This window comes from Streptomyces atratus (genome assembly GCF_014648655.1).
In the GTDB taxonomy this organism is placed as follows: domain Bacteria; phylum Actinomycetota; class Actinomycetes; order Streptomycetales; family Streptomycetaceae; genus Streptomyces; species Streptomyces atratus.
Genome location: NZ_BMRN01000026.1, coordinates 1 through 23,713 on the forward strand (window position 1 = coordinate 1; position 23,713 = coordinate 23,713).

The 23,713-nt window shown below is 71.8% G+C and carries 12 protein-coding genes and 1 pseudogene; 7 read left to right on the forward strand and 6 right to left on the reverse strand.

Annotated features, from left to right (window positions below; translation table 11 throughout):
* Positions 1–340: 340 nt before the first annotated feature.
* Positions 341–898, reverse strand: coding sequence for a MarR family winged helix-turn-helix transcriptional regulator (locus tag IEZ15_RS29845; RefSeq protein ID WP_093894641.1), 558 nt, complete (start codon positions 896–898; stop codon positions 341–343).
* A 155-nt stretch (positions 899–1,053) separates the two neighbouring features.
* On the opposite strand from IEZ15_RS29845, the pseudogene IEZ15_RS29850 reads away from it, so the two are divergent.
* Positions 1,054–2,310 (forward strand): annotated as a pseudogene (locus IEZ15_RS29850) (MFS transporter); the annotation flags it as partial.
* A gap of 90 nt (positions 2,311–2,400) precedes the next feature.
* Here IEZ15_RS29850 and IEZ15_RS29855 read toward each other — a convergent pair.
* Both IEZ15_RS29855 and IEZ15_RS29860 read right to left on the reverse strand, forming a co-directional pair.
* On the reverse strand, positions 2,401–4,203 hold the full coding sequence (locus IEZ15_RS29855; RefSeq protein WP_189280167.1) for an ATP-binding SpoIIE family protein phosphatase: 1,803 nt from the start codon (positions 4,201–4,203) through the stop codon (positions 2,401–2,403).
* A gap of 186 nt (positions 4,204–4,389) precedes the next feature.
* Positions 4,390–5,850, reverse strand: a complete 1,461-nt coding sequence (locus IEZ15_RS29860; protein WP_189280168.1) for an NAD(P)/FAD-dependent oxidoreductase — start codon at positions 5,848–5,850, stop codon at positions 4,390–4,392.
* Positions 5,851–6,189: 339 nt separating this feature from the next.
* Here IEZ15_RS29860 and IEZ15_RS29865 point away from each other — a divergent pair, with 339 nt between their 5' ends.
* Both IEZ15_RS29865 and IEZ15_RS29870 read left to right on the forward strand, forming a co-directional pair.
* Positions 6,190–7,101: a TetR/AcrR family transcriptional regulator gene (locus IEZ15_RS29865; protein ID WP_189280169.1), complete on the forward strand. Its 912-nt coding sequence runs from the start codon at positions 6,190–6,192 to the stop codon at positions 7,099–7,101.
* A gap of 720 nt (positions 7,102–7,821) precedes the next feature.
* Complete coding sequence (locus tag IEZ15_RS29870) at positions 7,822–9,807, forward strand: sigma-70 family RNA polymerase sigma factor (RefSeq protein WP_189280170.1); 1,986 nt, start codon at positions 7,822–7,824, stop codon at positions 9,805–9,807.
* Here the strand turns inward: IEZ15_RS29870 and IEZ15_RS29875 are convergent.
* Positions 9,794–13,210, reverse strand: a complete 3,417-nt coding sequence (locus IEZ15_RS29875; protein WP_189280171.1) for an ATP-binding protein — start codon at positions 13,208–13,210, stop codon at positions 9,794–9,796. The two genes, IEZ15_RS29870 and IEZ15_RS29875, sit on opposite strands and share 14 nt — an antisense overlap.
* 64 nt (positions 13,211–13,274) lie before the next feature.
* Positions 13,275–15,386 (reverse strand): asparagine synthase-related protein, encoded by a 2,112-nt coding sequence (locus IEZ15_RS29880; RefSeq protein ID WP_189280172.1) that lies wholly within the window; start codon positions 15,384–15,386, stop codon positions 13,275–13,277.
* A 1,208-nt stretch (positions 15,387–16,594) separates the two neighbouring features.
* Here IEZ15_RS29880 and IEZ15_RS29885 point away from each other — a divergent pair.
* From IEZ15_RS29885 to IEZ15_RS29900, 4 genes are all read left to right on the forward strand, one after another.
* The gene (locus tag IEZ15_RS29885) at positions 16,595–18,286 is read left to right on the forward strand and encodes an NsdA family TPR-like regulatory protein (RefSeq protein ID WP_189280173.1); all 1,692 of its coding nucleotides are present in this window, start codon (positions 16,595–16,597) and stop codon (positions 18,284–18,286) included.
* Between the two features lie 197 nt (positions 18,287–18,483).
* Positions 18,484–19,740: an L-2-hydroxyglutarate dehydrogenase gene (lhgD, locus tag IEZ15_RS29890; RefSeq protein WP_189280174.1), complete on the forward strand. Its 1,257-nt coding sequence runs from the start codon at positions 18,484–18,486 to the stop codon at positions 19,738–19,740.
* Between the two features lie 4 nt (positions 19,741–19,744).
* A complete protein-coding gene (trmB, locus tag IEZ15_RS29895; RefSeq protein WP_229846179.1) occupies positions 19,745–20,656 on the forward strand; it encodes a tRNA (guanosine(46)-N7)-methyltransferase TrmB in 912 nt (303 codons plus the stop codon).
* An 87-nt stretch (positions 20,657–20,743) separates the two neighbouring features.
* On the forward strand, positions 20,744–22,309 hold the full coding sequence (locus tag IEZ15_RS29900) for a PrsW family intramembrane metalloprotease (protein ID WP_189280176.1): 1,566 nt from the start codon (positions 20,744–20,746) through the stop codon (positions 22,307–22,309).
* Positions 22,310–22,674: 365 nt separating this feature from the next.
* Here IEZ15_RS29900 and IEZ15_RS29905 read toward each other — a convergent pair whose 3' ends face one another.
* The gene (locus IEZ15_RS29905; protein WP_189280177.1) at positions 22,675–23,619 is read right to left on the reverse strand and encodes an aldo/keto reductase; all 945 of its coding nucleotides are present in this window, start codon (positions 23,617–23,619) and stop codon (positions 22,675–22,677) included.
* Positions 23,620–23,713 lie beyond the last annotated feature (94 nt).

The following is a 23,713-nucleotide window of genomic DNA, read 5'->3' on the forward strand; positions in this document are numbered from 1 at the left end:
GCTTTCGCGTTTCCCTTTCCGGCGAGTCCGACTCTATCAGATCCTTTCGGCCCTGATTCCCAGTCAGCGGGGTTTGTCTTCCCGGCTGTTGGGCCGTTCCGACGTCTAAACTCTAGCGGATTTTCCCGGCGACTCATAATCGAGTCTTCGAAATCAATTCCGGCATGCCGAAATTGTCCCGAGTGGGAGATCGTGCTGAGTTTTGGTTGCCGCATTCGCGGCGGGATCGGTTGCCGCAGAACCGTTCCGGCTCCGTGACAACTCGAAGAACCTTACGGATCGAGGAGGAACGTGTCAACTCCGCCAGGTCAAGCCGTTTTCCCGCGTGTCCGACAGGAGTTCAGTCCAGGTCGGTGAGCCGGCCGCCGGCGTCCGGCTGGGCGTGTTCCACCCGGCGCAGGAGGCGGATCAGCATGTCGCCGAGGACTCCGCGTTCGTCGCCCGTGAGGTCCTGGAGCAGGTCCTCCTCGAAGTCGGTGGCCATGCGCATGGCCTCCAGCCACTTCGTACGGCCCTCGTCGGTCAGTTCGACGATCACGCGCACCCGGTTGTTCTCGTCCCGGTCGCGGGTGACCAGGCCCTCGCCCGCCATGCGATCGATGCGGTGGGTCATCGCCGCCGGGGTGAGACCGAGGCGCTTGGCCAGCTCTCCCGGGCCCAGACGGTACGGGGAGCCGGCCAGGACCAGCGTCTTGAGGACCTCCCACTCGGCGTTGCTGATGCCGAGGGCGGCGACCTGGCGTCCGTACGCCACGTTCATCCGGCGGTTCAGTCGGCCCAGGGCCGAGACGACCTGCTCGACCTGGGGATCCAGGTCACGGAACTCGCGCTGATAGGCGGCGATCTGCTCGTCGAGGCTCGGCTCCTGGGGTCCGGGCTGCTCGGTGGTGTCAGGCATGGCGGGCAGTATCGCACGCCCTCCAAAGCCGTCGAAGTCCTTCAGTCTGAATTGTTGAGCTTCTAACTTTAGTGCTAAAGTCTTCGGGTTCGAGTCGTTCGGATGGCTCGGCAAGTCGCTTCGAGACCTTGAGGTAGGTGAGTGTGACCAGGGAGATGGGTGCAGCACTGCGGCGGATCCAGTTGGGGAGCGCGCTGAGCGCATTCGGGCTGGGGTTCACCGTTCCGTATCTGTACGTCTATGTGGCACAGGTACGGGATCTGGGTGCTGGCACCGCGGGAGTCGTGCTGGCGGTCTTCGCCATGGCGGCACTGGCCGTTCTGCCGTTCACCGGGCGTGCCATCGACCGGCGCGGGCCCCTGCCCGTGCTCGTCGTCGCCTCGGCCGTCGCTTCCCTGGGCGCCGCCGCCCTCGGCCTGTCGTCGGGCGTGACCGCATCCGTGCTGTCGGCCGCGGTCCTCGGCGCGGGTACGGCGGTCATGCAGCCGGCGCTCGCCACCATGCTCGTGTGGTGCTCCAGCACCGCCACCCGTACCCGCGCCTTCGCCATGCAGTTCTTCCTGCAGAACCTCGGGCTCGGCATCGGCGGGCTGGTAGGCGGACAGATCGTCGACACGAGCCGGCCGGAGACCTTCACCCTGCTGTTCCTCATCGAGGCCGCGATGTTCGTCGTGCTCGGTGTCATCGCCTGCACAGTGCGGCTGTCCCGTACGCCTTCCTTCTCCGACGTCAGGCCCACCGACGGGTCCGAGGCACCGGGCGGGCTGCGGGCGCTGCTCTCGCACCGGGCCATGGTGCAGCTGTGCGTGCTGGGCTTCGTGCTGTTCTTCGCCTGCTACGGACAGTTCGAGTCCGGGCTCGCGGCGTACGGCACCGAGGCCGCCGGAATCCAGCCCTCGACGCTCGGTATCGCGCTGGCCGCCAACACCGCCGTCATCGTCGTGGCTCAGTTCGTCGTGCTGCGTCTGGTGGAGCGCCGCAGGCGCAGCCGGGTCATCGCCTGGGTCGGTCTGATCTGGGCGTTCGCCTGGATCGTGGCGGGGTACGCGGGGCTCGGGCACGGCAGCCAGACCATGGCGACGGCCGCGATGATCTCCACATACGCGCTGTTCGGGCTCGGTGAGTCGATGCTGTCGCCGACCGTTGCGCCGCTGGTCGCCGACCTGGCGCCGGAGTCGATGGTCGGGCAGTACAACTCCGCGTTCGCCCTTTGCAAGCAGCTCGCGCTGGCGGTCGGCCCGGCCGTGGGCGGGCCGATGGGGGCGACGCTGCACGGCCCGTACATCGTGACGTTCGTGCTGTTCTCGCTGGGCATCACGGTGCTGGCGCTGCGGCTCGGCCGGCAGCTCACTCCCGTACAGGACCAGCCTTCGATCGAGACGGTGCCGTCCAGGGTGGTCGCCGTGTCACTGCACTGCCGGAGGCCGAGCCCGCGGTTGCCTCCGCCGTCACCACTCGCTGAGGCGGTAAAGGCGAGTAGGGGTCCTGCTTCGGCAGGGCCCCTACCGCGGCAGGGTGAATTCGCACCAGACCGCTTTGCCGCCGCCCGGTGTGCGGCGGCTGCCCCAGGACGTGGCGATCGACGCGACGATGGAGATGCCGCGGCCCGCTTCGTCCGCCGGGTCGGCTCGTCGGAGGCGCGGCAGGTGGTCGTCGCCGTCGGTCACCTCGATGATCAGGCGGCGATCGGTGCGGCGCAGGCCCAGGCGCATCGGCGGGGTGCCGTGCTTGAGGGAATTCGCGACGAGTTCGCCGGCGGCCAGGACGCCCAGGTCGCAGAGTTCGACCGGGAACCGCCACGACGTCAGGACGCCGGTCGCGAAGGCGCGGGCGCGCGGGGCCGCTTCGATGCCGCCGAGAAGATCGAGCGAGGCGTTGTGGAACAGCTCTGCGTGCGCCCCCGTTCGGGCGGGGTGCTGGACCACCAGCACCGCAACGTCGTCGTCGTGTTCCGCGGTGACGCCGAGGGAGCGGATCAGCCGGTCGCAGACCACCTGGGGTGAACCCTTGGCACCCGAGAGGGCGCGTTCCAGAGCGGCGACGCCCTCGTCGATGTCCTCGCTGCGGCGCTCCACCAGGCCGTCCGTGTAGAGGACTGCGGTGGAGCCGGGCGGCAGCGCGATCGTGCCCGATGTGTGGATCCAGCCGCCGGTGCCGAGCGGCGGTCCTGTCGGGTCCTCGGCGCGGTGGACCGTACCGTCCTCGTGGCACACCAGGATCGGGAGGTGCCCGGCGGAGGCGTAGACGAGCCGGCCCTCGTTCGGATCGTGGACCGCGTAGGCGCAGGTGGCGATCTGGCTGGCGTCGATCTCGGCGGCGAGACCGTCGAGGAGCTGGAGCACCTCGTGCGGCGGGAGGTCGAGGCGGGCATAGGCGCGCACGGCCGTGCGGAGCTGGCCCATGACGGCGGCGGCTCGCACCCCACGGCCCATCACGTCCCCGATGACCAGGGCGGTGCGGCCTGCGCCGAGGGTGATGACGTCGTACCAGTCGCCGCCGACCGCGGCGTCCGTGCCGCCGGGTTGGTAGGTGGCGGCGATCCGCAGGTCGTCGGGCTGCTCCAGCTCCTGCGGGAGCAGGGAGCGCTGGAGGGTGACGGCCGTTTCGCGGTGGCGGCGCTCGCTGGCGCGGAGCCGTTCGGCCGCTTCGGCATGGTCGGTGACATCGACGGCGTACACGAGCACTCCGCCGTCGCTGCCTCTGTTCCTGTTCTTGCCGCTCCGGTTGCCCTTGTTCTGTTTCTTGTTCCCGTCCCTGTCCCCGTCTGCGTCGCCGCCGTCGGTCTCGCCGTCGCTGTCCCTGTGCACCGGGGTGCAGGTCACGGTGTACGAATTGCCGTTGCGGACCTTTCGGGACTTGACCGTACGGGGTGTGCCACTGCGCAGGACCTGGTCCATGAGGGGCAGCAGGCTGAGCTCGCTGAGCTCGGGCATGGCCTCGGCGGCGGCGGCGCCGGCCGGGCGCGGTCCGAAGGCGCCGGCGTAGGCGTCGTTGACGTACGCGATCCGGTGGTCGGGGCCGTACACCAGGGCCACCAGAGCGGGCAGCTGGCCGAGGATGTCCCGGGCGGAGAGATCCTCCGGGGCGGGGCCGCGGCCCCCGGGAGGTTCGCCGTGCGTGTCGTGGTGCGTGTCGCCGCTCTTGTCTCCAGGCGTGTCACTGCGCGTGTCGCCGTGCGGCGGGCAGGGCCCGTTCTCGGGCTGTGCGTACTCGGCGCGGGCCGAGGGCACGGGACTGCGGTCGTCCCGCGCGGCGGCGCGGCGCTGCGTTCCGGGTAGGCGGGCGCTCCAACGCGTGAAGTTCACGGAATTTCTGGCCTCGTGTGTCGGTCTGGTCCGCTCGGGCGGGCTGCTCACTGTCGGTCACTGCCGGCCGGGTCACTCTGTGCAGGTGTGGGTCCACCCATGGTCACACGTCCAGTGTGACGGACCGTACTGACAGGTGTCGGTCGGCCGGGTCCCGGGTGGGTGCGCAGGCGGGCCGACGGGCAGTCAGCCGCCGTTCCTCGGCGGGTCCTCGGGCCCTGGTGGGTGGCCGGGTCCCGGCGTGCCGTCGGCGTTCGGCGGGCCGGTCCGCCCGGGGCGTTTGCCTCCTGCGGCGAGTTCGAATTCGGCGCGCGGGTGTTCCAGCGAACCGAGGGAGACGATCTCCCGCTTGAAGAGCCCGGCGAGGGTCCATTCGGCAAGGACACGGGCCTTCCGGTTGAACGTCGGGACGCGGCTGAGGTGGTACGTACGGTGCATCAGCCAAGCCGGGTAGCCCCTGAGTTTACGACCGTAGACATGGGCGACGCCCTTGTGGAGGCCGAGTGAGGCGACGGAGCCCGCGTAGCTGTGCCGGTACTCCTTGAGGGGTTCGCCGCTGATCGACGCGAGGACGTTCTCGGCGAGGACCTTGGCCTGGCGCACGGCATGCTGGGCGTTGGGGGCGGTCTCCTTGCCCGTTTCCGCGGCGGTCAGATCGGGTACGGCCGCGGCGTCCCCGGCGGCCCAGGCATGCTCGACCCCGTCGACGGTGAGTTCCGCCGTGCATCTGAGCCTGCCGCGCTCGTTGAGCGGCAGGTCGGTGGCGGCGAGGATCGGCGCGGGTTTGACGCCCGCGGTCCACACGAGGGTGCGGGTCGGGAAGCGGGAACCGTCGCTGAGGACGGCGATCCGGTCCTCGCAGGATTCCAGCCGGGTGTCGAGGCGTACGTCGATATTGCGGCCCCGCAACTCACGGATCGCGTAGGTGCCCATGGCGTCGCCGACCTCGGGAAGGATGCGGCCGGTCGCCTCCACGAGGATCCATTTCAGGTCCCCTGCCTTGATGTTGTGGTAGTACCGCGAGGTGTAGCGGGCCATGTCCTCCAACTCGGCCAGGGCCTCGACGCCCGCGTATCCGCCGCCGACGAAGACGAAGGTGAGGGCTGCGTCGCGGATGGCGGGGTCGCGGGTGGCGGAGGCGATGTCCATCTGCTCGATGACATGGTTGCGCAGGCCGATGGCCTCCTCGATGGTCTTGAAGCCGATGCCGTGGTCGGCGAGGCCGGGGACCGGGAGGGTGCGCGAGACGGAACCCGGTGCGAGGACGAGTTCGTCGTACGGGATCTCGACAGCGCCGGTGCCGTCCTCCCCGGTGGCGAGGGTGGTGACGGTCGCCGTGCGTTTGGCGTGGTCGATGCGCTGTGCCTCACCGATCACGATCTTGCAGTGCGCCAGGACCCGACGGAGCGGCACGACGACATGGCGCGGTGAGATCGAACCGGCGGCCGCTTCGGGCAGAAATGGCTGATACGTCATATAAGGCTCGGGTGTGACGACGACGATCTCGGCCTCACCGTTTCTGAGTCTCTGCTTCAGCTTCCGCTGGAGACGCAGCGCTGTGTACATCCCGACGTAGCCGCCGCCGACGACGAGAATGCGCGCACCCGGCGGGGGGCCGGGGGGTGTTCCCCCGGAATCTGAAGCCATCACCACCCCATGACGCAACGTGCTCAAGGGTTTGTCCACAGCCCCGGCAAATTGTGTGACCGGAGGTTCTGGACCGGCCGCTGCTGCCGATCGCGGCGACAACACGGAAGCTGCGCAGGTCAGGGGTTGGGGTAGGGGTCGCGGGCGGGGGTCGAATCAGTAACCAACCGGTCCTTGCTCCGATCGGGGGGCGCTCCGTGCGGAACTACCCCCTTCTGAATTGACCCGGGCTCAACTATGTTCGTATGTCGTCGGGGTGTCGGGTAGGGACCATGATCCACACTCTGACTAAACGGCGGGAAGTCTCCGGGGGGAGACGTCATAACCGGGGGAACAGTTATGCACATTCAGGATTCTCATTGGCAGACTGCTGCGGCAGTTACGTCCCATTCGTCCGACGGAAACGGACGAAGCGGAGCAATGGGGACAGTGGACACGGTGGGTCCGGTCGCGACAGCCGAAACAGGCGGCACGGCCGGAACAGCCGGGGCCGCCGGAGCGAACGGACGCTCGGCTCCGCTCCGCGTGGACGCACAGCGCAATCTGGAGCATGTACTGCGAGCCGCACGCGAGGTGTTCGGCGAGCTGGGGTACGGGGCTCCGATGGAGGACGTGGCGCGTCGCGCCAAAGTCGGTGTCGGCACGGTGTACCGGCGGTTCCCGAGCAAGGACGTGCTGGTGCGGCGGATAGCCGAGGAGGAGACCTCCCGGCTGACGGACCAGGCGCGGACCGCGCTGGGCCAGGAGGAAGAGCCGTGGTCGGCGCTGTCGCGCTTCCTGCGGACGTCCGTGGCCTCGGGCGCGGGGCGGCTGCTGCCGCCGCAGGTGCTGCGGGTCGGGGTCGATACCGACGCCGATGCCGACGACTCGAACGCGGCCGGGGAGTCGGGGTCCATAGCGGCCTCCGTATCGGACTCAGGTCTGGGCAGTGCTCGGGACGAGACACGGGTGCCTCAGCAGCGGCAGGGCGCGGCTCAGGCCGACCTCCGGCCGGCCGACGGGCGTTCCACCGCGGAGACCGGCATCGAGGACGACGGCGCGGGAGCCGGCGAACTGCTGGAGATCGTCGGCCGGCTGGTGGACCGGGCACGGGCAGCTGGTGAACTGCGCCGAGATGTGACGGTGGCGGATGTGCTGCTAGTCATCGCGACGGCGGCGCCTTCGCTGCCCGACGCGGCTCAGCAGGCTGCGGCTTCGAGCCGACTGCTGGACATCCTGCTGGAGGGGCTGCGCTCGCGGCCGGTCGCGTGAGTGGGGTGCGCGGTAGCGGAGTGCGTGCCGGCGTGTGAGCGTGGTGCGCGTGCGTGCGTGCCGGTGCGATGAGGTGGCGGCGTCGGCGTGTGAGCGCGGTGACTGCGGGGCGCGTGAGCGCGATGGCACTTGAGGGTGCTGGTGCGCGGGCGTGTTGTGCGTGAATACGCCGGCCTTCCGGGGCGAGTTGCTGGGGTGAGCGGTCGGATCGGACCGGGTGGCCGGGGTGCGCCGTCGGGGCGATTTGCCTGGCGTGAATGCGCTGGGCGTTGGGCGGTCGGCATGGCCCGTACAGGTGGGTCCCGCTCGGCAGCCCATCGTCGCTCGTGCACCACTCGCGTTCCGCTTCCGCTCCCGGCCTCCGCCCTCTCGACCGGGCCTGGGCCGGGCGCTCTCTCTGCCTGCCGGCCGGCTCTCCGTGGCGCCGGCTCGGCACTCCTCCGGTTCTTCGGTCGGCTCCAGGGCGTCGCCTGAATGGCTCTTGATCGGTGTTTCTTCGGCGCTGGATCGGCTCATGTCGGTGGGCCTGCTGCCCTTGGTCTGCAACCCGCCCGCGCAGAGAAGCCCCATGAGCCTTCCCCGAATGAGTGGCCGTCAGTGCTCACATTCGGGAAAACGCCCCGGATGAGTGGTTGCCGGGGCTGAAGGTTCGGCCTGATTGCGCCATGTGGCACTCTTGCCCGGGGTTCGGGTCCGAAAGCGCATACGGGGGCTTCCGCGATGAGCGGTGACGGGCAGCAGGAAGAGTCGTTCGACGACGAATCCGCCGTGGGTGGTGCGGCGGAGGCCGATGGGCTGTCCTCCCGGCAGGTACCGAGTCAGGGCGGACCCGGGCGGTCTGGTCGTGACGCCGAGGGCGGCATCGTCCTGCCCGGTCCTTGGCCGGGGCCTGTCGAGGCCGGCGTCGAGGCCGACGTCACAGTGCCGATGCAGCGGGAGGGCGGCCGAACCACCGCCGCCGATGCCTCCGGCTCCGCGTTCTGTGACGCCGAGCTGATCAGGCAGATGCGGAACGGCGACGATCTCGCGTACGAGGAGCTGTTCCGGCGGCACTCGGACGCGGTGCGCCGCTACGCGCGGACCTGCTGCCGGGACGCGCACACCGCCGACGACCTGACGGCCGAGGTCTTCGCCCGCACACTGCAGGCGGTACGCAGAGGCAAGGGGCCGGAAGAGGCGGTACGGGCCTACCTCATGACGACTGTCCGGCATGTCGGAGCAGCCTGGACCAAGACCGCGAAGCGGGAGCAATTGGTTGATGACTTCGCGGTGTTCGCCGCCCAGGCATCCCAGTCCTCCCAGGTGTCGGACGCGGACACGCTCGGCCTCGGTGCCGAGGTGCTGGCGATGCACGAGGCCGAGCAGTCGATGGCGATGCAGGCGTTCCGCAGTCTGCCGGAGCGCTGGCAGGCGGTGCTGTGGCACACCACCGTCGAGGAGGAGTCGCCCAGCGATATCGCCCCGCTGTTCGGGCTGACCGCCAATGCCACGGCGGTGCTGGCCAGCCGGGCCCGCGAAGGGCTCAAGCAGGCCTACCTGCAGGCGCATGTGAGCCAGGCGCTCACCTCGGGCGGCGACTGTGCGCGTTACGCCGACCGCCTCGGCGCGTATGCCCGGGGTGGTCTCCGGATGCGCGCCGAGCGCGGGTTGCGGGGGCACCTGGACGAGTGTGTGAAGTGCCGGCTCGCCGCGGGCGAACTGGCCCATGTCAACGCCGGGATTCCTGCGCTGCTGCCGGTTGCGGTCATCGGCTGGTTCGCCGCCGGGTATGCGCTCAAGGCTGCCGGAATCGTCGCCGGTGGCGCGGCGGGAGCCGCGGGCGCGGGTGCCGCCGCAGCGGCGACCGGTGGAAGCCCGTCCGGAGCCACGGCCGGTGGTGCCGCGCTCTCGGAAGGGCTCGGTGCTCCGGCGAAGGCCGGTATCGCGGCGACGGTTGCCGTGGCCGCGACGGCCGGACTGGCCTGGGCACTGGTCGGCAACGACCAACCGAAGCCCGAGGCCGGACATGCGGCCAAGCCGGCTGCCGTGGCGCCCGCGGTGCCGACGCCCGCACCGCCGAAGCCGAAGCCGACACCGACACCGACGCCGAAACCCGATGCGCCCGCACCGCCCGCACCACCTGCCCCGTCCCCGACTCCCCCACCGAAGTCGACGCCAACTCCGACGCCGACGCCCACCCCCAAGCCGACACCGCCCCCCAAGCCCTCGACGCCTCCCACGCCGAAACCGCCCGCCCCGGCCCCGACCCCGCCGCCTTCACCGCCCGCACCGACCGTCTACCGGGTCAGCGAGCTGAGCTACTCGATGCTGGGTGACCACACCCGACCGGAGGTGGTGATCGGTGAGAGCAACTGGGTCTGGCAGCGTTCCGACCTGTCGATCGGCGGCACGCAGTACGCGCACGGGGTGACCGTCCACAGCAAGTCCTCGGTCACCATCCGGCTGAACCGGCAGTGCACTCGGTACGAGGCCATGGTCGGGGTCGACGACATGACGATGGGGTTCGGCTCGGTGCGCTTCTCCGTCTTCAACGGTGACGGGACGCGGCTGTGGCGGTCCCCGGTGATGAACGGCAACGACCCTGCCGTACCCGTCGGGGTCGGTATCACCGGTCAGCAAAGGATCCGGCTCGTCGTCGAGCGGGTAAAACCGGGCGGCGGCGCGGCCCTCGCCGACTGGGCGGATTCGACCATCAGTTGTCGGTGAGGGGGCCCGGGAGTTCTGCGGTGATGCGGGTCAGGAGCTCGATGACGTCGTCGACCGTCAGCGTGCGGCCTGCGGCGCGCTCCGACTCGTACAGCCGAGGTCCCAGTTCCTCGCGCGCCCGTCGCTCGACCTCGTCCGCCTCGGCCTGTTGCGCCATGGTTCTGGGGCCGGACAGGCGCCAGCTGTCGGCCGCCGCCAGGATCCGTACGGCAGCTCGGTTGCGGCCCACCTTCGGTAGCACGGTCGCCACGGCGTCCGCCAGATGTCCGGTGACGAGCTCGGCGCACTGGGCGTCCCGCGCCGCGCGGAGTGCGAGCGTCAGACCCCGTATCCCGGCCGCCGGGCCGCCCTCGTGCCCCGGCTCATGCACGGCGATCCGGGCAGCCAGCCCCTCGACCACCGCGGTGAAGTGCGACGGCGGGTTGCCACGTCCGGCCGAGGCCTCCGCCTCGGTGACCAGCCGTCGCGCCTTCGCGATCTCGCCGCGGTCCAGGGCCAGGGTGGCGCGCAGGAAGTGGGCGTAGGCGCGGGCGTCGTGCACCTGGTAGCGCTCCGCCTCGGTCTCCGACTCGGCCAGAGTCCGCTCGAGGCCGGCCATGTCGCCGGTCCGGTAGGCGAGTTCGGCCAGGCGGGCGAGGAGGAACGGTCCCTCGGCGTGCGCCCCGACCTCGCGGGCGAGCAGCAACGCCTCCTCGTACGCCGCGCGCGCCTCCTCGTACCGTCCGCGCGTCATGCCGGCCTCCGCGGCGGCGCCCGCGACCTGCGCACGCAGCCAGCGGTCGCCGACGCGGCGGCTCAGCTCGCGCAGCTCGGCGAGATCGTCGTCGACACCGGGCATGCCGCCGGGCATGTCGACGACCATGTGGGTACGGAACAACAGCGTGACGCCGTACTCCCAGCCGCCGCCGTGGATACGGACGTTGGCGACCGCCACATCGATCATCTCGTGTGCTTCGGCGGTGGTGCTGCTCACGAACAAGGTGATCGGCCAGATCAGTCCCGGGAAACGGGCGGACTGCGGACCGGACGACCTGAACGCGTCGGCCACCCGGCCCATCAGGGCCCGGCGCCGGTCATCACCGCGGATGTCGTCGGCCGGGCCGCTCTCCGCGGCGAGGAAGTACCGCAGCACCTCCAGATGCATGCGCGGCCAGAAGCGAGGGTCGCTGCCGTCGGCCGGTTCCGGTCCGAGCGCCACGGCCCGCTCGGCCCAGGTGAGGCCCTCGGGACGGAAGTTCCGCAGAAACCAGAACCACCCCATACCGAGAACCAGGCGCACCGCCGTCGGTTCGGACGGGGTGGTGACGACGGAACGGTGGAGGGCGGCCCGGATGTTGTCGAGGTCCGTCTCCAGGCGTGCGATCCAGGGGAGCTGGTCGGCGGAGCGAAGACGAGGCTCGGCCTCCTCGACCAGTGCGACGAAGTACGCGGTGTGCGCACTCGCGGCGGCGGCGCGGACGTCCGGAGTCTCGGCGGCGCGTTCGGTGGCGTACTCGTGGATGGTCTCCAGGAGGCGGTAGCGCATCTCGCCGGAGGCGGTCGGGGTGGCGACGACGAGGGACTTGTCGACGAGAGCGCCGATCAGGTCGGCGGTGGAGTGCCGGGCAAGGGCTTCGGTGCTCGGGGCCTCGGTTGCAGGGGTTGCCCCAGCGGTGGTGACGGCTTCTGCGGCGGGCAGGTCCCAGCCGCCCGCGAAGACGGAGACCTGCCGCAGAACCGTGCGTTCGTCCTCGTCGAGCAGGTCCCAGGACCAGTCGACGACGGCGCGCAGCGTCTGCTGACGCGGCAGTACGGTACGGGCTCCGCCGGTCAGCAGACGAAACCGGTCATCGAGCCGGTCCGCGATCTGGCGCGGGCTGAGCAGCCGCAGCCGGGCAGCGGCGAGTTCGATGGCGAGCGGCTGCCCGTCGAGCCGGCGGCAGATCTCGGCGACGGCATCCGGATCGTGTGCGGCCTCCTGCTCGGGGTCGAAGTCGGGACGCACGGCGCGGGCGCGCTCGGCGAACAGCCTGTGGGCGGGGTCGGCCGGGAGCGGGCCGACCGGGCGTACGGATTCGCCGGGGACGCCGAGGGGTTCGCGGCTGGTGGCGAGGATGCGCAGCTGCGGGCAGTGGGTGAGCAGGGTCTCGGCGAGGGCGGCGGCCGCGTCGATGACGTGTTCGCAGTTGTCCAGAATGAGCAGGACGGGGCGGATGCGGGAGCAGTGCGCCAGGTGCTCGACGAGAAGGTCGGTCGGGTCGGTGCGCAGCGGCTGCCCGTCGCGGTTGTTGTCCCGGAGAAGGGTCGTCTCACGCAGGCCGAGAGCGGAGAATACGGCTCCGGGAACGTCTGCGGGGTCGTCCACGGGGGCGAGTTCCGCGATCCAGGCGTCCGTGGGGGCCGGGACCGCCCGGCCTCCCTGGGCGGCGGCCTCCTCGGCGAGACGGGTCTTGCCGGAGCCGCCGGGGCCGGTAAGGGTGACCAGACGGGACCGGGTCAGATCGGCGCGGATGGAGCGCAGTTCGGGCTCACGGCCGACGAATGAGGTGAGCCGGGGGCGGAGGTTGCCTCGGCCGGGGGCGTGGTTCGGTGTGCCGGGTGAGCCTGACGCGGCAGGTACAGCCGGTGCGGCTGCTTCGGATGACGCGCCCGACGGAGGAATGAGCAACTCCCGGTGAAGTGCGATCAGTTCCGGTCCGGGATCGGTGCCGAGGCGGTCGGCGAGGGCGCGGCGAGCGTCCTCGTAAGCGGCCAGCGCGTCGGCCTGGCGGCCGTCGGCGCGCAGGGCGCGGATCAGCTGGGCCCGGAAGCGTTCGTCGTACGGGTGGGCGGCGGTGAGCTCCTTGAGCTCCGGTACGAGGGTGCGCGGGCCGGCAGCAGGCCCCACGCCGACAGCGGCACCCGCATCGGCAGCGGTCGCCGCACACCGCAGGTCGGCCTCGATGCGGCGTTCCAGCGCGGCCAGGCGGTGCGCCTCCGGGCGCAGGCCGTGGCCGTGGTCCCGGTCCGGCAGGTCGGCCAGGGCCGGGCCGCGCCACAGGGCAAGCGCGGTACGGAGCGTGCGGGCCGCCGTCACGGGGTCGCCCGCCTCGAGCTCGGCGGCCCCCTGCCGGGACAGCCGCTCGAACACATGCAGGTCGACCTCGTCGGGCGCGGCCTCCAGGCGGTAGCCGCCGTGGGTGCTCGTGATCGCATCCCTGCCCAGCACACGGCGCAGCCGGCCCACGAGGGCCTGGAGTGCGGCAAGAGCGTCGTACGGGGGATCGCCGGCCCATACGTCGTCGACGAGATCGGCGACGGGGACGGGCCGGCCCGTACGCAGGGCGAGGGCGGCGAGGAGGGCGCGCAGTCGCGTACCGCCCACGGGCAGCGCACTGCTGTTCTCGTCTCGCGCCTCGGTGACGCCCAGGATCAGGTACCGCACCCGGCCATTCTGTCCCGCGGGGCGGCCGGAAGCAGGCGCCCACCGACAACAACTACTGCGGCTGCTACGGCTGCAGCGTCCGCCTCGCCGGGACGACTCCGGCCGCGACCGCACGCTGGCGGGGTGCCGCCGTGCCCGTCCAGCAGGTGCCGCGCCGCGAGACGAGGCGGCGGAGCCAGAGCTCCGTGGCCGCCAGGTGCGCCAGACCGTCCAGCGGGAGCGGTTCGCCCTCCGAGGCCGCGCGCAGGGCCTTCCGTACGACGCGGGCCTCGACCAGGCCCGCGTCGGCGAGCAGCGGTGCGTCGAAGAGGGCGATCAGGTCGGGGAGGGCGGCGCGCAGTCCGGTGCGGGCGGTCGCGTTGGAGGTGGCGAGGGAAGGCGTGCCCCAGCCGGGCGGCAGTTCGTGGATGCCCGCGCCCGCGAGCACCCGGCGCAGGACCGCGGCGCGGGCGCCCGGCTGGACCCGGAGCGATTCGGGGAGCGCACGGGCGGCGCGTACGACCTGATTGTCGAGGAACGGGGCGTGCAGCCGCTGGCTGCGGTTCTCCGCGGCCTGTTCCAGGATCCGGTGGTCGGCGGCGTACCGGGCAAGGGCGGCCCGGGCCCGGGCCTCGCCCGGGCGCTGGACGGAGGCGGGACGGATCGCCGCCTCCTGCAGACGAACCGATACTTCGGCGAGCGCCTCCCCCGTGAGCCAGCACGCGGCGGGCCCCGGCCGCGACCAGGCGAGGGCGGCGAGCGAGGCGTCGGCAGGGGTGTCGAGGTCGGGGGTGTGGCGGTTGGCGTCCGGCAGCCGCTCGGCCGCCGTTTCCAGGCCGGTGCGGTACGACGTACGGGACAGGCGGCGGGCCGCGCGGTAGACGGTCAGCGGGACGAAGAAGGAGTGCGCGGTCGGGCCCTCGGCCCTGGCGAGTGCGGTGACCGGGCGCAGCAGATGGCGCCGGCGCCGGTCCATCAGCAGGTCGGCGAGGCGGGCCGGGTGGGCGTCGAGCACCTGCCGGGCGCCGCCGCCGACGAAGTGGTCGGCGCTGCCGGAGGCGAGGCGGCGGCGGTGGCGCTCGGCGACGACGAGGGACGGGGCGGGTTCATCGGTGAGCGGGCCGCCGCCCAGGTCGGCGTAGGGCAGGGCCTCCTCCCCGGCGGCGACGACGACATGGTGCAGGCGCGGGTTGGCGGCGATGACCCGGGCGCGTTCGAGTTCGTCCTCGTGTCCGCGCGCGGTGAGGTCGTTGAAGGTGACGGCGAGCAGCCGCTCCCCCGCCCCCGTGCCGTGGCCGAGGAGGGTGCCGGGCAGGCCCGGCAGTCCGGCGGCGAGCAGGGCGAGGGTGGCGGAGGCACTGCCTCCGGAGAGGTCGGCGCCGATGCCGGGTACGGGTGCGCCGCGGGCGGCGCGTCGTTCGGCGGGCCCCATGCCGGGGACCGGTCCGGGGTCGGGCGGCAGGGTTTCGGGGGCGTGGCGCGGGGCGGTGAGCCTGGCGCGTACGGCTTCGACCAGTGCGTCGCGCACTCCGTCGACGGCGCTGACCGGGTCGAGTTGGGGCGCAGCGACGGCGAGGGACGCCACCGCCTCGTAGCCGGTGATCTCGCGCGAGCCCTCGCGGAGGATGAGCGCGTGCCCGGGCGGGATGCGCTTCACTCCCGCGTACGGGGTGCCGTCGCGCAGCGCCTCCGGTGTTTCGGGGCAGGCGAGCAGGGCAGCCAGGTGACCGATGTCCAGCTGGGCTTCGATGAGGTCGGCGAGCGGGAGTGCGGCGGTGGCGTACGCCGTACCGCCGGCCCAGGGTGTGTAGAACACCGGGCGGGCTCCGGCGAGGTCCCCGATGACGGTGATCCGGCGGCCGACCTGGACGACGGTCGTGTAGCTGCCGGGCCAGGAGGTGAGATGGCGCAGGGCGCCGCCGCGGGCGGCGAGGAGACCGGCGCGCAGCTGTTCGTCGGTGGCGCTGCAGCAGCCGAGGACGGCGAGCCGGGCGGTGGGCGCGCCTTCGGCGGTTTCGACCGCGCTGATACGGATCTCGTCGGGGCGCCAGTCGCCGACGGCCCAGAGAGGATCGGGGTCTCCCCACAGGAGCTGGGATCCGACGGGATGCATCGTGCGCCCCTCGTCGGCGGAGCCGACGGCACCGGCCGTGCCGAAGCTCGCGGCGATACTGCTCCACCCCACCAACCAACGCATCGCCGCCTCCACAGGCCGTGGACAAAACGGCGCAGCAGGAAAGTACCGGGAGAACTGCGGTAACGCGCGGCGCCGTTGCGAACATGCTGCCACGACAAAGGCGCGCAGGAGGGGCTACGGACGGCGCACGTCAAAAGCGCATGCGCCCCTGGCAAAGACCGGGCCGGGACGGACGGCGGCCGGGTGCGGACGGGCACACGTCGGGGCGGCAACGGGCGGCGGGTTTCCCGAGGGCCGACCGACACGCGGCCCACGCGAGGCGGCTCATGCGCCAACGGGCTTATGGATCAGGCGTGTTGCGTTCCCCGTACGAGCGAGATCTACCGGCCGAAATCCGGCCACACCCCGAAGCACCCACGGACCGGTGGCGGACGACCTCCGAACGGTCGACGGGATGTCCGCGAATCGGTCGGCCCAACCTCGGTCGACCGACGACATTCAGCCATTCTCGGAGCGCACTGCAACCCGGCGACAGGGAACTCGGCGCATCAGAAGTCCCTTTTCGCCCCACTTCATTCCCCGAATCTTCCCGCATCCCTCCTGGAATCCTCCGTCGGCCGCAGGAGATCGCCACCGGGGCGGCGGGCAGCCCCGGCACAGGCCCCGCACCCGGCTCCGTACCGCTGTCGACGCACAGTCCGGGAGGTGCCGTTCACCTCCCGGACCGGTCCGCCGCCTGCGGGGAATGAGGCGGCAGTGTCCCCCAGCCCACTGAGTCCAATGCAGTGGACCGACCCACGCAGCAACCATGGAAGCGCTTCCGAAACGGCCGTACGAGAGCGCACGGCCGGGCGCACGGCCACACACCAGGAGCACGTACAGGACTCGGCCGACGGTGTCGACGCCACGTGCGAACGGAGCCTCCGGGAGCGCACGAACGGGGCGTCGAGCAGGGCGTCGAGCAGGGTCCCGGGCCGGGTCCGAGCCGGGTTCCGGGCCGCTGCGCGCGGCGGCCGGAGCGGCGCCGCGAAGCCGCTCGCGTCCGCACGGACAACAATCCCGCCATACGGACGTCTGCCCCTTAACGGTAGGGATGCGGCGAACTACGCTGGGTTTACTGAGGTTCTCGGCAGGAGGCATATTCCTCGGGGCTCGGCCAAATGCGTGTGCGGCCGGAGTGCCGGGGTTCGTCCCTGGGGAGGACACGGTACGAATGCCGCGCGCCGCAACGGTGACGCGGCTGCCGTCTGTGTGTCGAGGGGTGGCGCATGTCCAGGGAGCAACGCGGACCGAACGAGAAGCTCGGAACCGTTCTCGCCCTCGCGGGAATCAGCAACGCCGGGCTCGCCCGGCGGGTCAACGACCTCGGGGCGCAGCGCGGTCTGACACTCCGGTACGACAAGACGTCGGTGGCCCGGTGGGTCTCCAAGGGCATGGTGCCGCAGGGCGCCGCGCCCCATCTCATCGCGGCGGCGATCGGCGCCAAACTCGGCCGACCGGTCCCGCTGCACGAGATCGGGCTCGCGGACGCCGATCCGGCGCCGGAGGTCGGACTGGCCTTTCCGCGCGACGTGTCCGAGGCCGTCCGTTCGGCGACCGAGCTGTACCGGCTGGATCTGGCCGGGCGACGGGCGGGCAGCGGCGGGATCTGGCAGTCGCTGGCGGGTTCGTTCTCGGTGAGTGCGTACGCGACGCCCGTGTCCCGCTGGCTGATATCCCCCGCCGACCCGTCGGTGGCGCGCGACTCGACAGCCGCCGAGGCCGCCATCCTCGGCACCCAGGGCGCAAGGGGCGCACGCTCCGGTGCAGGGGCGCAGAGGGTACCGGACACGTCGGGCGCGGCAGCGGGGCAGAGCGCGGAGGCGGAGTCCGGCGCGGCGGGAACGCCCGGTGCGGCGGAGGCCCTGGCCGCTCAGACGACGCCGGTGACCCTGGGGACACAGCGGACACCGTCCATCCCCGCCCAGCCGGGCCCGGAGACCGCGTCCACGCCCACGCCCACGCCCACCAGCGCGAACACGATCACGAGCGACATCTCCCCGCTGCGGGTCGGCCACAGCGATGTCTCCAAGCTGCGCGAGGCGGCCCAGGACGCCCGCCGCTGGGACTCCAAGTACGGCGGCGGGGACTGGCGTTCCTCCATGGTCCCCGAGTGCTTACGCGTGGACGCCGCGCCACTGCTGCTCGGTTCGTACAGCGACGAGGTGGGCCGGGCGCTCTTCGGCGCAGCGGCCGAACTGACCAGACTCGCCGGGTGGATGGCCTTCGACACCGGCCAGCAGGAGGCCGCGCAGCGCTACTACATCCAGGCGCTGCGGCTCGCGCGGGCCGCGGCCGACGTACCTCTCGGCGGCTATGTGCTCGCCTCGATGTCACTGCAGGCGACCTACCGCGGCTTCGCCGACGAGGGGGTCGACCTCGCGCAGGCCGCCGTCGAACGCAACCGGGGACTCGCCACGGCCCGCACCATGAGCTTCTTCCGCCTGGTGGAGGCGCGCGCCCATGCGAAGGCAAGTGACGCACCGGCCGCAGGGGCAGCGCTGAAGGCCGCCGAGGGCTGGCTGGAGCGTTCCAGGGACGGCGATGCGGACCCCTCCTGGCTGGGCTTCTACTCGTACGACAGGTTCGCGGCCGATGCCGCGGAGTGCCACCTGGATCTGAAGGCGCCCCGGCAGGTGCGGCGCTTCACCGAGCAGGCCCTGTCCAGGCCCACCGAGGAATTCGTCCGCTCGCACGGGCTGCGGCTCGTGGTGTCGGCGGTGGCCGAGCTGGAGTCGGGGAATCTGGACGCGGCCTGCGCGGCGGGCACCCGGGCGGTGGAGGTGGCGGGCCGCATCTCCTCGGCGCGGACCACGGAGTACGTACGGGATCTGCTGCACCGGCTCGAACCGTACGGGCACGAGCCGCGCGTCGCCGAGCTGCGTGAAAGGGCCCGGCCGCTGCTGGTGGCGCCCGCGTAGCCGGACCGCGCAGGACGGACCGCGCACCTCCTCACATGTGTCGCCACGACGTCCTTGCGGCATACAAACAGTGTCCGGACGGCGTCCTGGCGGCATCCGGCCGCCGCCAGGCGTAAGGATTCGGCGCCACGCTGGGCTTCGCTGGTTTGAGTGCGTTGTCAGTGGGTCAGTGCACTATCGGGGTGGGAGGTGGCGTGATGATGACGCACGCGGCGTACGACTGCGATGTGCTGGTGATCGGCGGCGGGATCGTCGGCCTGTCGACTGCGTATGCGATCACGCGCACCGCTCCGGGCACCCGGGTGGCGGTGCTGGAGAAGGAATGGGGCCCCGCCCGTCACCAGACCGGGCGCAACAGCGGAGTGATCCACAGCGGCATCTACTACCGCCCCGGCTCGCTCAAGGCCCGTTACGCGGTGCGCGGCGCCGCCGAAATGGTCGATTTCTGCGCCGAGCACGGCATCGCGCACGCGGTGACCGGCAAGCTGATCGTCGCGACCGAGCGGTCCGAGCTGCCCCGGCTGCACGCACTGGTCCAGCGCGGCCGGCAGCACGGGCTGCCGGTGCGCGAGCTGGGGCCCGCCCAGATCGCGGAGTACGAGCCGCAGGTGCACGGGCTCGCCGCGATCCGCGTCGGGACGACCGGGGTGTGCGACTTCGGGGCGGTCGCGGCGCGGTTCGCCGCCGAGGTGAGCGGGGCGGGCGGAGTGATCCGTTACGGGGCGGAGGTCACCGCGATCGACCGGCGCCCCTGGGGTGTGGCGGTGCGTACGGCGGACGGTCCGGTGGTGCGGGCCCGGGTGCTGGTCAACTGCGCGGGACTGCACTGCGACCGGGTGGCGCGGCTCGCGGGCGACGACCCGGGGGTGCGGATCGTGCCCTTCCGGGGGGAGTACTACGAGCTGGCGCGGCCGGAGCTGGTGCGCGGCCTGGTCTATCCGGTGCCCGATCCGGCGTTCCCGTTCCTCGGCGTGCATCTGACCCGTGGCCACGACGGCAGCGTCCACGTCGGGCCGAACGCGGTCCCGGCGCTGGCCCGCGAGGGGTACGGCTGGCCCGTCGTACGCCCCCGTGAGCTGGCGGACACCCTGGCCTGGCCCGGCACCTGGCAGATCGCGCGCAGACACTGGCGGTACGGGGCGGGCGAGGTGCACCGTTCGCTGTCGAAGCGGGCATTCACGAAAGCCGTGCAGCGGCTGCTGCCCGAGGTCACGGAGTCCGATCTGCGTCCGGCCACGGCCGGGGTCAGGGCCCAGGCCGTGCTGCGGGACGGCACCCTGGTGGACGACTTCCTGATCCGTGAGGCCCCGCACACCGTGCACGTGCTGAACGCTCCGTCGCCCGCCGCGACGGCCTCCCTGCCCATCGGGCGGGAGGTGGCACGCAGGGCACTGCTCCGGGCACGGGGGACGGGGTGGAAGCCGCCCGCCGTAGAATCGGGGCATTGTGTCTGAGTCCTTGAACCCCTCCGCAGATCCCTCCGCGAATCCTTCCGCCCCGACGCCCGGCGAGGCCACGGCCGGAACGAGCAGCGCCGCGGCCGGGACGGGCACCGTCTCCTCGGTCCACGCCCCCTCCTCCGCCGCTGCTGCCGGGATTCCGGACGATCTGCGCGCCGCCTCCTTCGAGCGGCAGCGCAGGCTGCGCCAGGAGCCGCGCTTCCCCGGCGGACCCGCGATCGATCCGGCCGGATCGCACCACGAGCGCCGGATCCGCAGCTTCCAGCCGCGCCGCAGCCGCGTCACGCCCGGCCAGGAGGACGCCCTGCTGCGGCTCTGGCCGAAGTGGGGCCTGGACATCGACGGGCAGCGCGTCCTCGACCTGCCCGAGCTGTTCGACGGGCTCCCGGCCGTGCTGGAGATCGGTTTCGGAATGGGTGAGGCCACAGCGCAGATGGCGGCCGACGACCCGGGTACGGGCATTCTCGCCGTCGATGTGCACACCCCGGGCCAGGGCAATCTGCTGGGGCTCGCGGACCGGAACGGCCTGTCCAACATCCGGGTCGCCAACGGTGACGCGATCATCCTGCTGCGCGAGATGCTGAAGCCGGACTCGCTGGACGGGCTGCGGGTGTACTTCCCCGACCCGTGGCCCAAGAAGCGCCATCACAAGCGGCGGCTGATCCAGCCGGAGTTCCTCGATCTGGTGGCGCAGCGGCTGAAGCCGGGGGCCGTGATCCACTGTGCGACCGACTGGGAGCCGTACGCCGAGCAGATGCTGGAGGTGCTGACCGCGCACCCCCTCTTCGAGAACACCGTGGCGGACGGTGGCTATGCGCCGCGGCCGGCGTTCCGGCCGCTGACCCGGTTCGAGGGGCAGGGCCTCGACAAGGGCCATGTCGTGCACGACCTGCTCTTCGCCCGCTGCTGAGACCTGCGCGCCGAGCCGGTGACGGGACCTGACGGCCCCGTCGCCCCATGGCCAGCTGTCAGTGCTGCTCGTTAGTGTCATCGGGTGGTGTCCAACGGGCCTGTCCAGCAGTGGCAGTCGCAGCCGGCCGTCCCGCTTCTCGAGGAGCAGCGGGTCGGCGAGATCCTGGCTGCCGTGCCGGAGCGCAGACACTGGCGTTACCGGCCGCGCCGCGTCGGCATGGTGTGGCGCAGCAGGACATTCCGCATCGCGGCCGTGTTCACGGTGCTCGCGCTGTGCGGTCTTGCGATCCTGGCCCTGGTCCGCGATCAGACGGGCACCGAGGGGTTTCTCGTAGGCCTGGGTCTCGCCGTGCTGCCCGTCCCGCTCCTGATGGCGGCGTTCCGCTGGCTGGACCGGGTCGAACCGGCGCCGTGGCGGAATCTGCTGTTCTCCTTCGCCTGGGGTGCGTTCGCGGCCGCCCTGGTCGCGATCATCGCGAATTCGTTCGCGACCCGCTGGATAGCCACGGCCACCGCCGACCCGTCGGGCGCCGACACCCTCGGCGCCACGGTCATAGCGCCGGTCATCGAGGAGAGCGCCAAGGCCGCGGCCGTCCTGCTGATCTTCCTGTTCCGAAGGCGGGAGTTCAACGGAATCGTCGACGGTGTCGTCATCGCCGGCTTCACCGCGAGCGGTTTCGCCTTCACCGAGAACATCCTCTACCTGGGCACCGCCTTCGGTGAGGACCAGCAGATAGGCACCCCGGGCGTCGTTTCGGTGACCGCCGCGACGTTCTTCGTACGGGCGGTGATGTCGCCGTTCGCGCATCCGCTCTTCACGGTGCTGACCGGAATAGGTTTCGGCCTCGCCGCGGTCAGTGCGCGGCACCGCCGGATCCGCCGCATCGCGCTGCCGCTGCTGGGTCTCGTCCTCGCCATGGGCATGCACGCCCTGTGGAACGGGTCGGCGTCATTCGGCCCGTACGGCTTCTATGCCGTGTACGGGGTGTTCATGGTCCCGGTCTTCGGCCTGATGACCTGGCTGGCGATCTGGTCGCGCCAGCGGGAGCTGCGTACGCTCTCGGCCGAGCTGCCCGCCTATGCGGCGGCCGGCTGGCTGACCCCCGCCGAACCACTCGCCCTCTCCTCGATGCGGGCCCGCGGCATGGCACGCGACGCGGCACGCCACCGGCACACCCTCGCAGCCCGGGAGAACTGGGCAAGCCCGTACGGACCGGGGTCCGCCCCACCGTACGGACCGGCATACGCGCCCCCGTACGGGCCGGGACACGGACCGGGATTCGCGTCGCCGGGGCAGCACGCGTCCCCCCGGCACGGACCATCGGCCCAGGTCACAGCACAGGCCAAAGCACAGGCCAAGGCTCATGGCAGGGCTGCCGCCCGCGCCGTCGCCGAGTACGAATCGTTCGCGACATCACTGGCATCGCTGCGTCGGCAGGCCCGCCGCGGGGCGGCGGGCCCAGACTTCGCCGAGCGCGAGCTGGAGCTGCTGCACCACCTCTGGCAGCGCAGGGACGTGGCCGCTCCCGCCCTGACGTACGCGGCGCAGGCGACGGGCCGCCTGCGCCCCCACCACCTGCCGGCCGCTCCGTACGCCTACCCGCCGCCGCAGCGCACGCAGTACGGCGGCTACGGCTACAACCGTTCCTGAAGACTGAGCGGGAGTGAGTCCCGACAGCCGCACGCCCCGAACGGTCCTGGGCGCACCGGTCCCCGGCGTGCTCAACCCCGGGGCGGCGACACGCATCCCGTGCGTGGTCCGATCCCGGGAGGCCGGTTCCCTGCGCCACCTGGCCATGTGGATACGGCCAGAGGCGACGGGGAGGCCCCGAACCATCACTCCGGTGGACCGGGGCCCCGCACCCGGCGTCCCAGACCGCACGATCACGTCAACCGGGTCGGCCCAGGGCACCACAAGCCCGCGAGCGGACCATCACACGACCCGCACCGGCCACCGCCACCGCAGTAGGGCCGTCCGTGGGCAACGCCCCGCTCCGCACAGCACGGATGCCCCCGTCAGGCGGATGCCTCGGTGAGGTCCGCCAGTTCCCGCTCGGTCAGCGAGAGGTCGGCGACGGCCACCAGTGCGGGCAGCTGCTCGACCGTACGGGCCGAGGCGATCGGCGCGGCGACGGTCGGCCGGGACGCGAGCCACGCAAGCGCGACGGTCGCGATCTCGGCGTCGCGCTCCTGGGCGACCTTGTCGAGCGCCGCCAGGACCTTCTGCCCCCGCTCCGACTCCAGGTACTGACCGGCCTTCTCGGCCCGCGCGCTCTCCACCGAAGCGCCCGGACGGTACTTGCCGGTGAGGAAGCCGGAGGCCAGGGCGAAGTACGGGACGGCGGCGAGCCCGGCCCGGGCGGCCGTGTCCTGGAGCTCGCCCTCGTACGTGTCGCGGGAGACCAGGTTGTAGTGCGGCTGCAGGGCGACGTAACGGGCCAGCCCCTCGCGCTCCGAGAAGTCCAGGGACGCCTGGAGCCGCTCGGGGCTGATGTTGGAGGCGCCGATCTCCCGGACCTTGCCCTCCTTCACCAACTGGTCGAGGGCGGTGATGATCTCCTCGACCGAGACGGTCTCGTCGTCGAAGTGCGTGTAATACAGATCGATGTGGTCGGTGCCGAGCCGGCGCAGCGACTCCTCGGCCGCGGCCTTGATGTTCGCGGCGGAGAGCCCCTTGTACGAGGGGTGGGCGCCGACCTTGGTGGCGACGACGATGTCGGAACGGTTGGAGCGTGCCGCGAGCCACTTGCCGATGACGGTCTCCGACTCGCCGCCCTCGTTGCCCGGGACCCAGGCGGAGTAGGCGTCGGCGGTGTCGATGAAGTTGCCGCCCGCCGCGACGTAGGCGTCCAGCACGGCGAACGACTGCGCCTCGTCGGCGGTCCAGCCGAAGACGTTGCCGCCGAGGGCGAGCGGGAAGACCTGCAGGTCGGAAGGGCCCAGCTTACGAAGAGAAGTCATATATCGATCAACGGACTCCGGCGGGTCCGCTATTCCGGCAGCCCTGACGTCGGGGGGCCGCTGTTCCAGCAGACCGGCAGCCCTGACGTCGGGG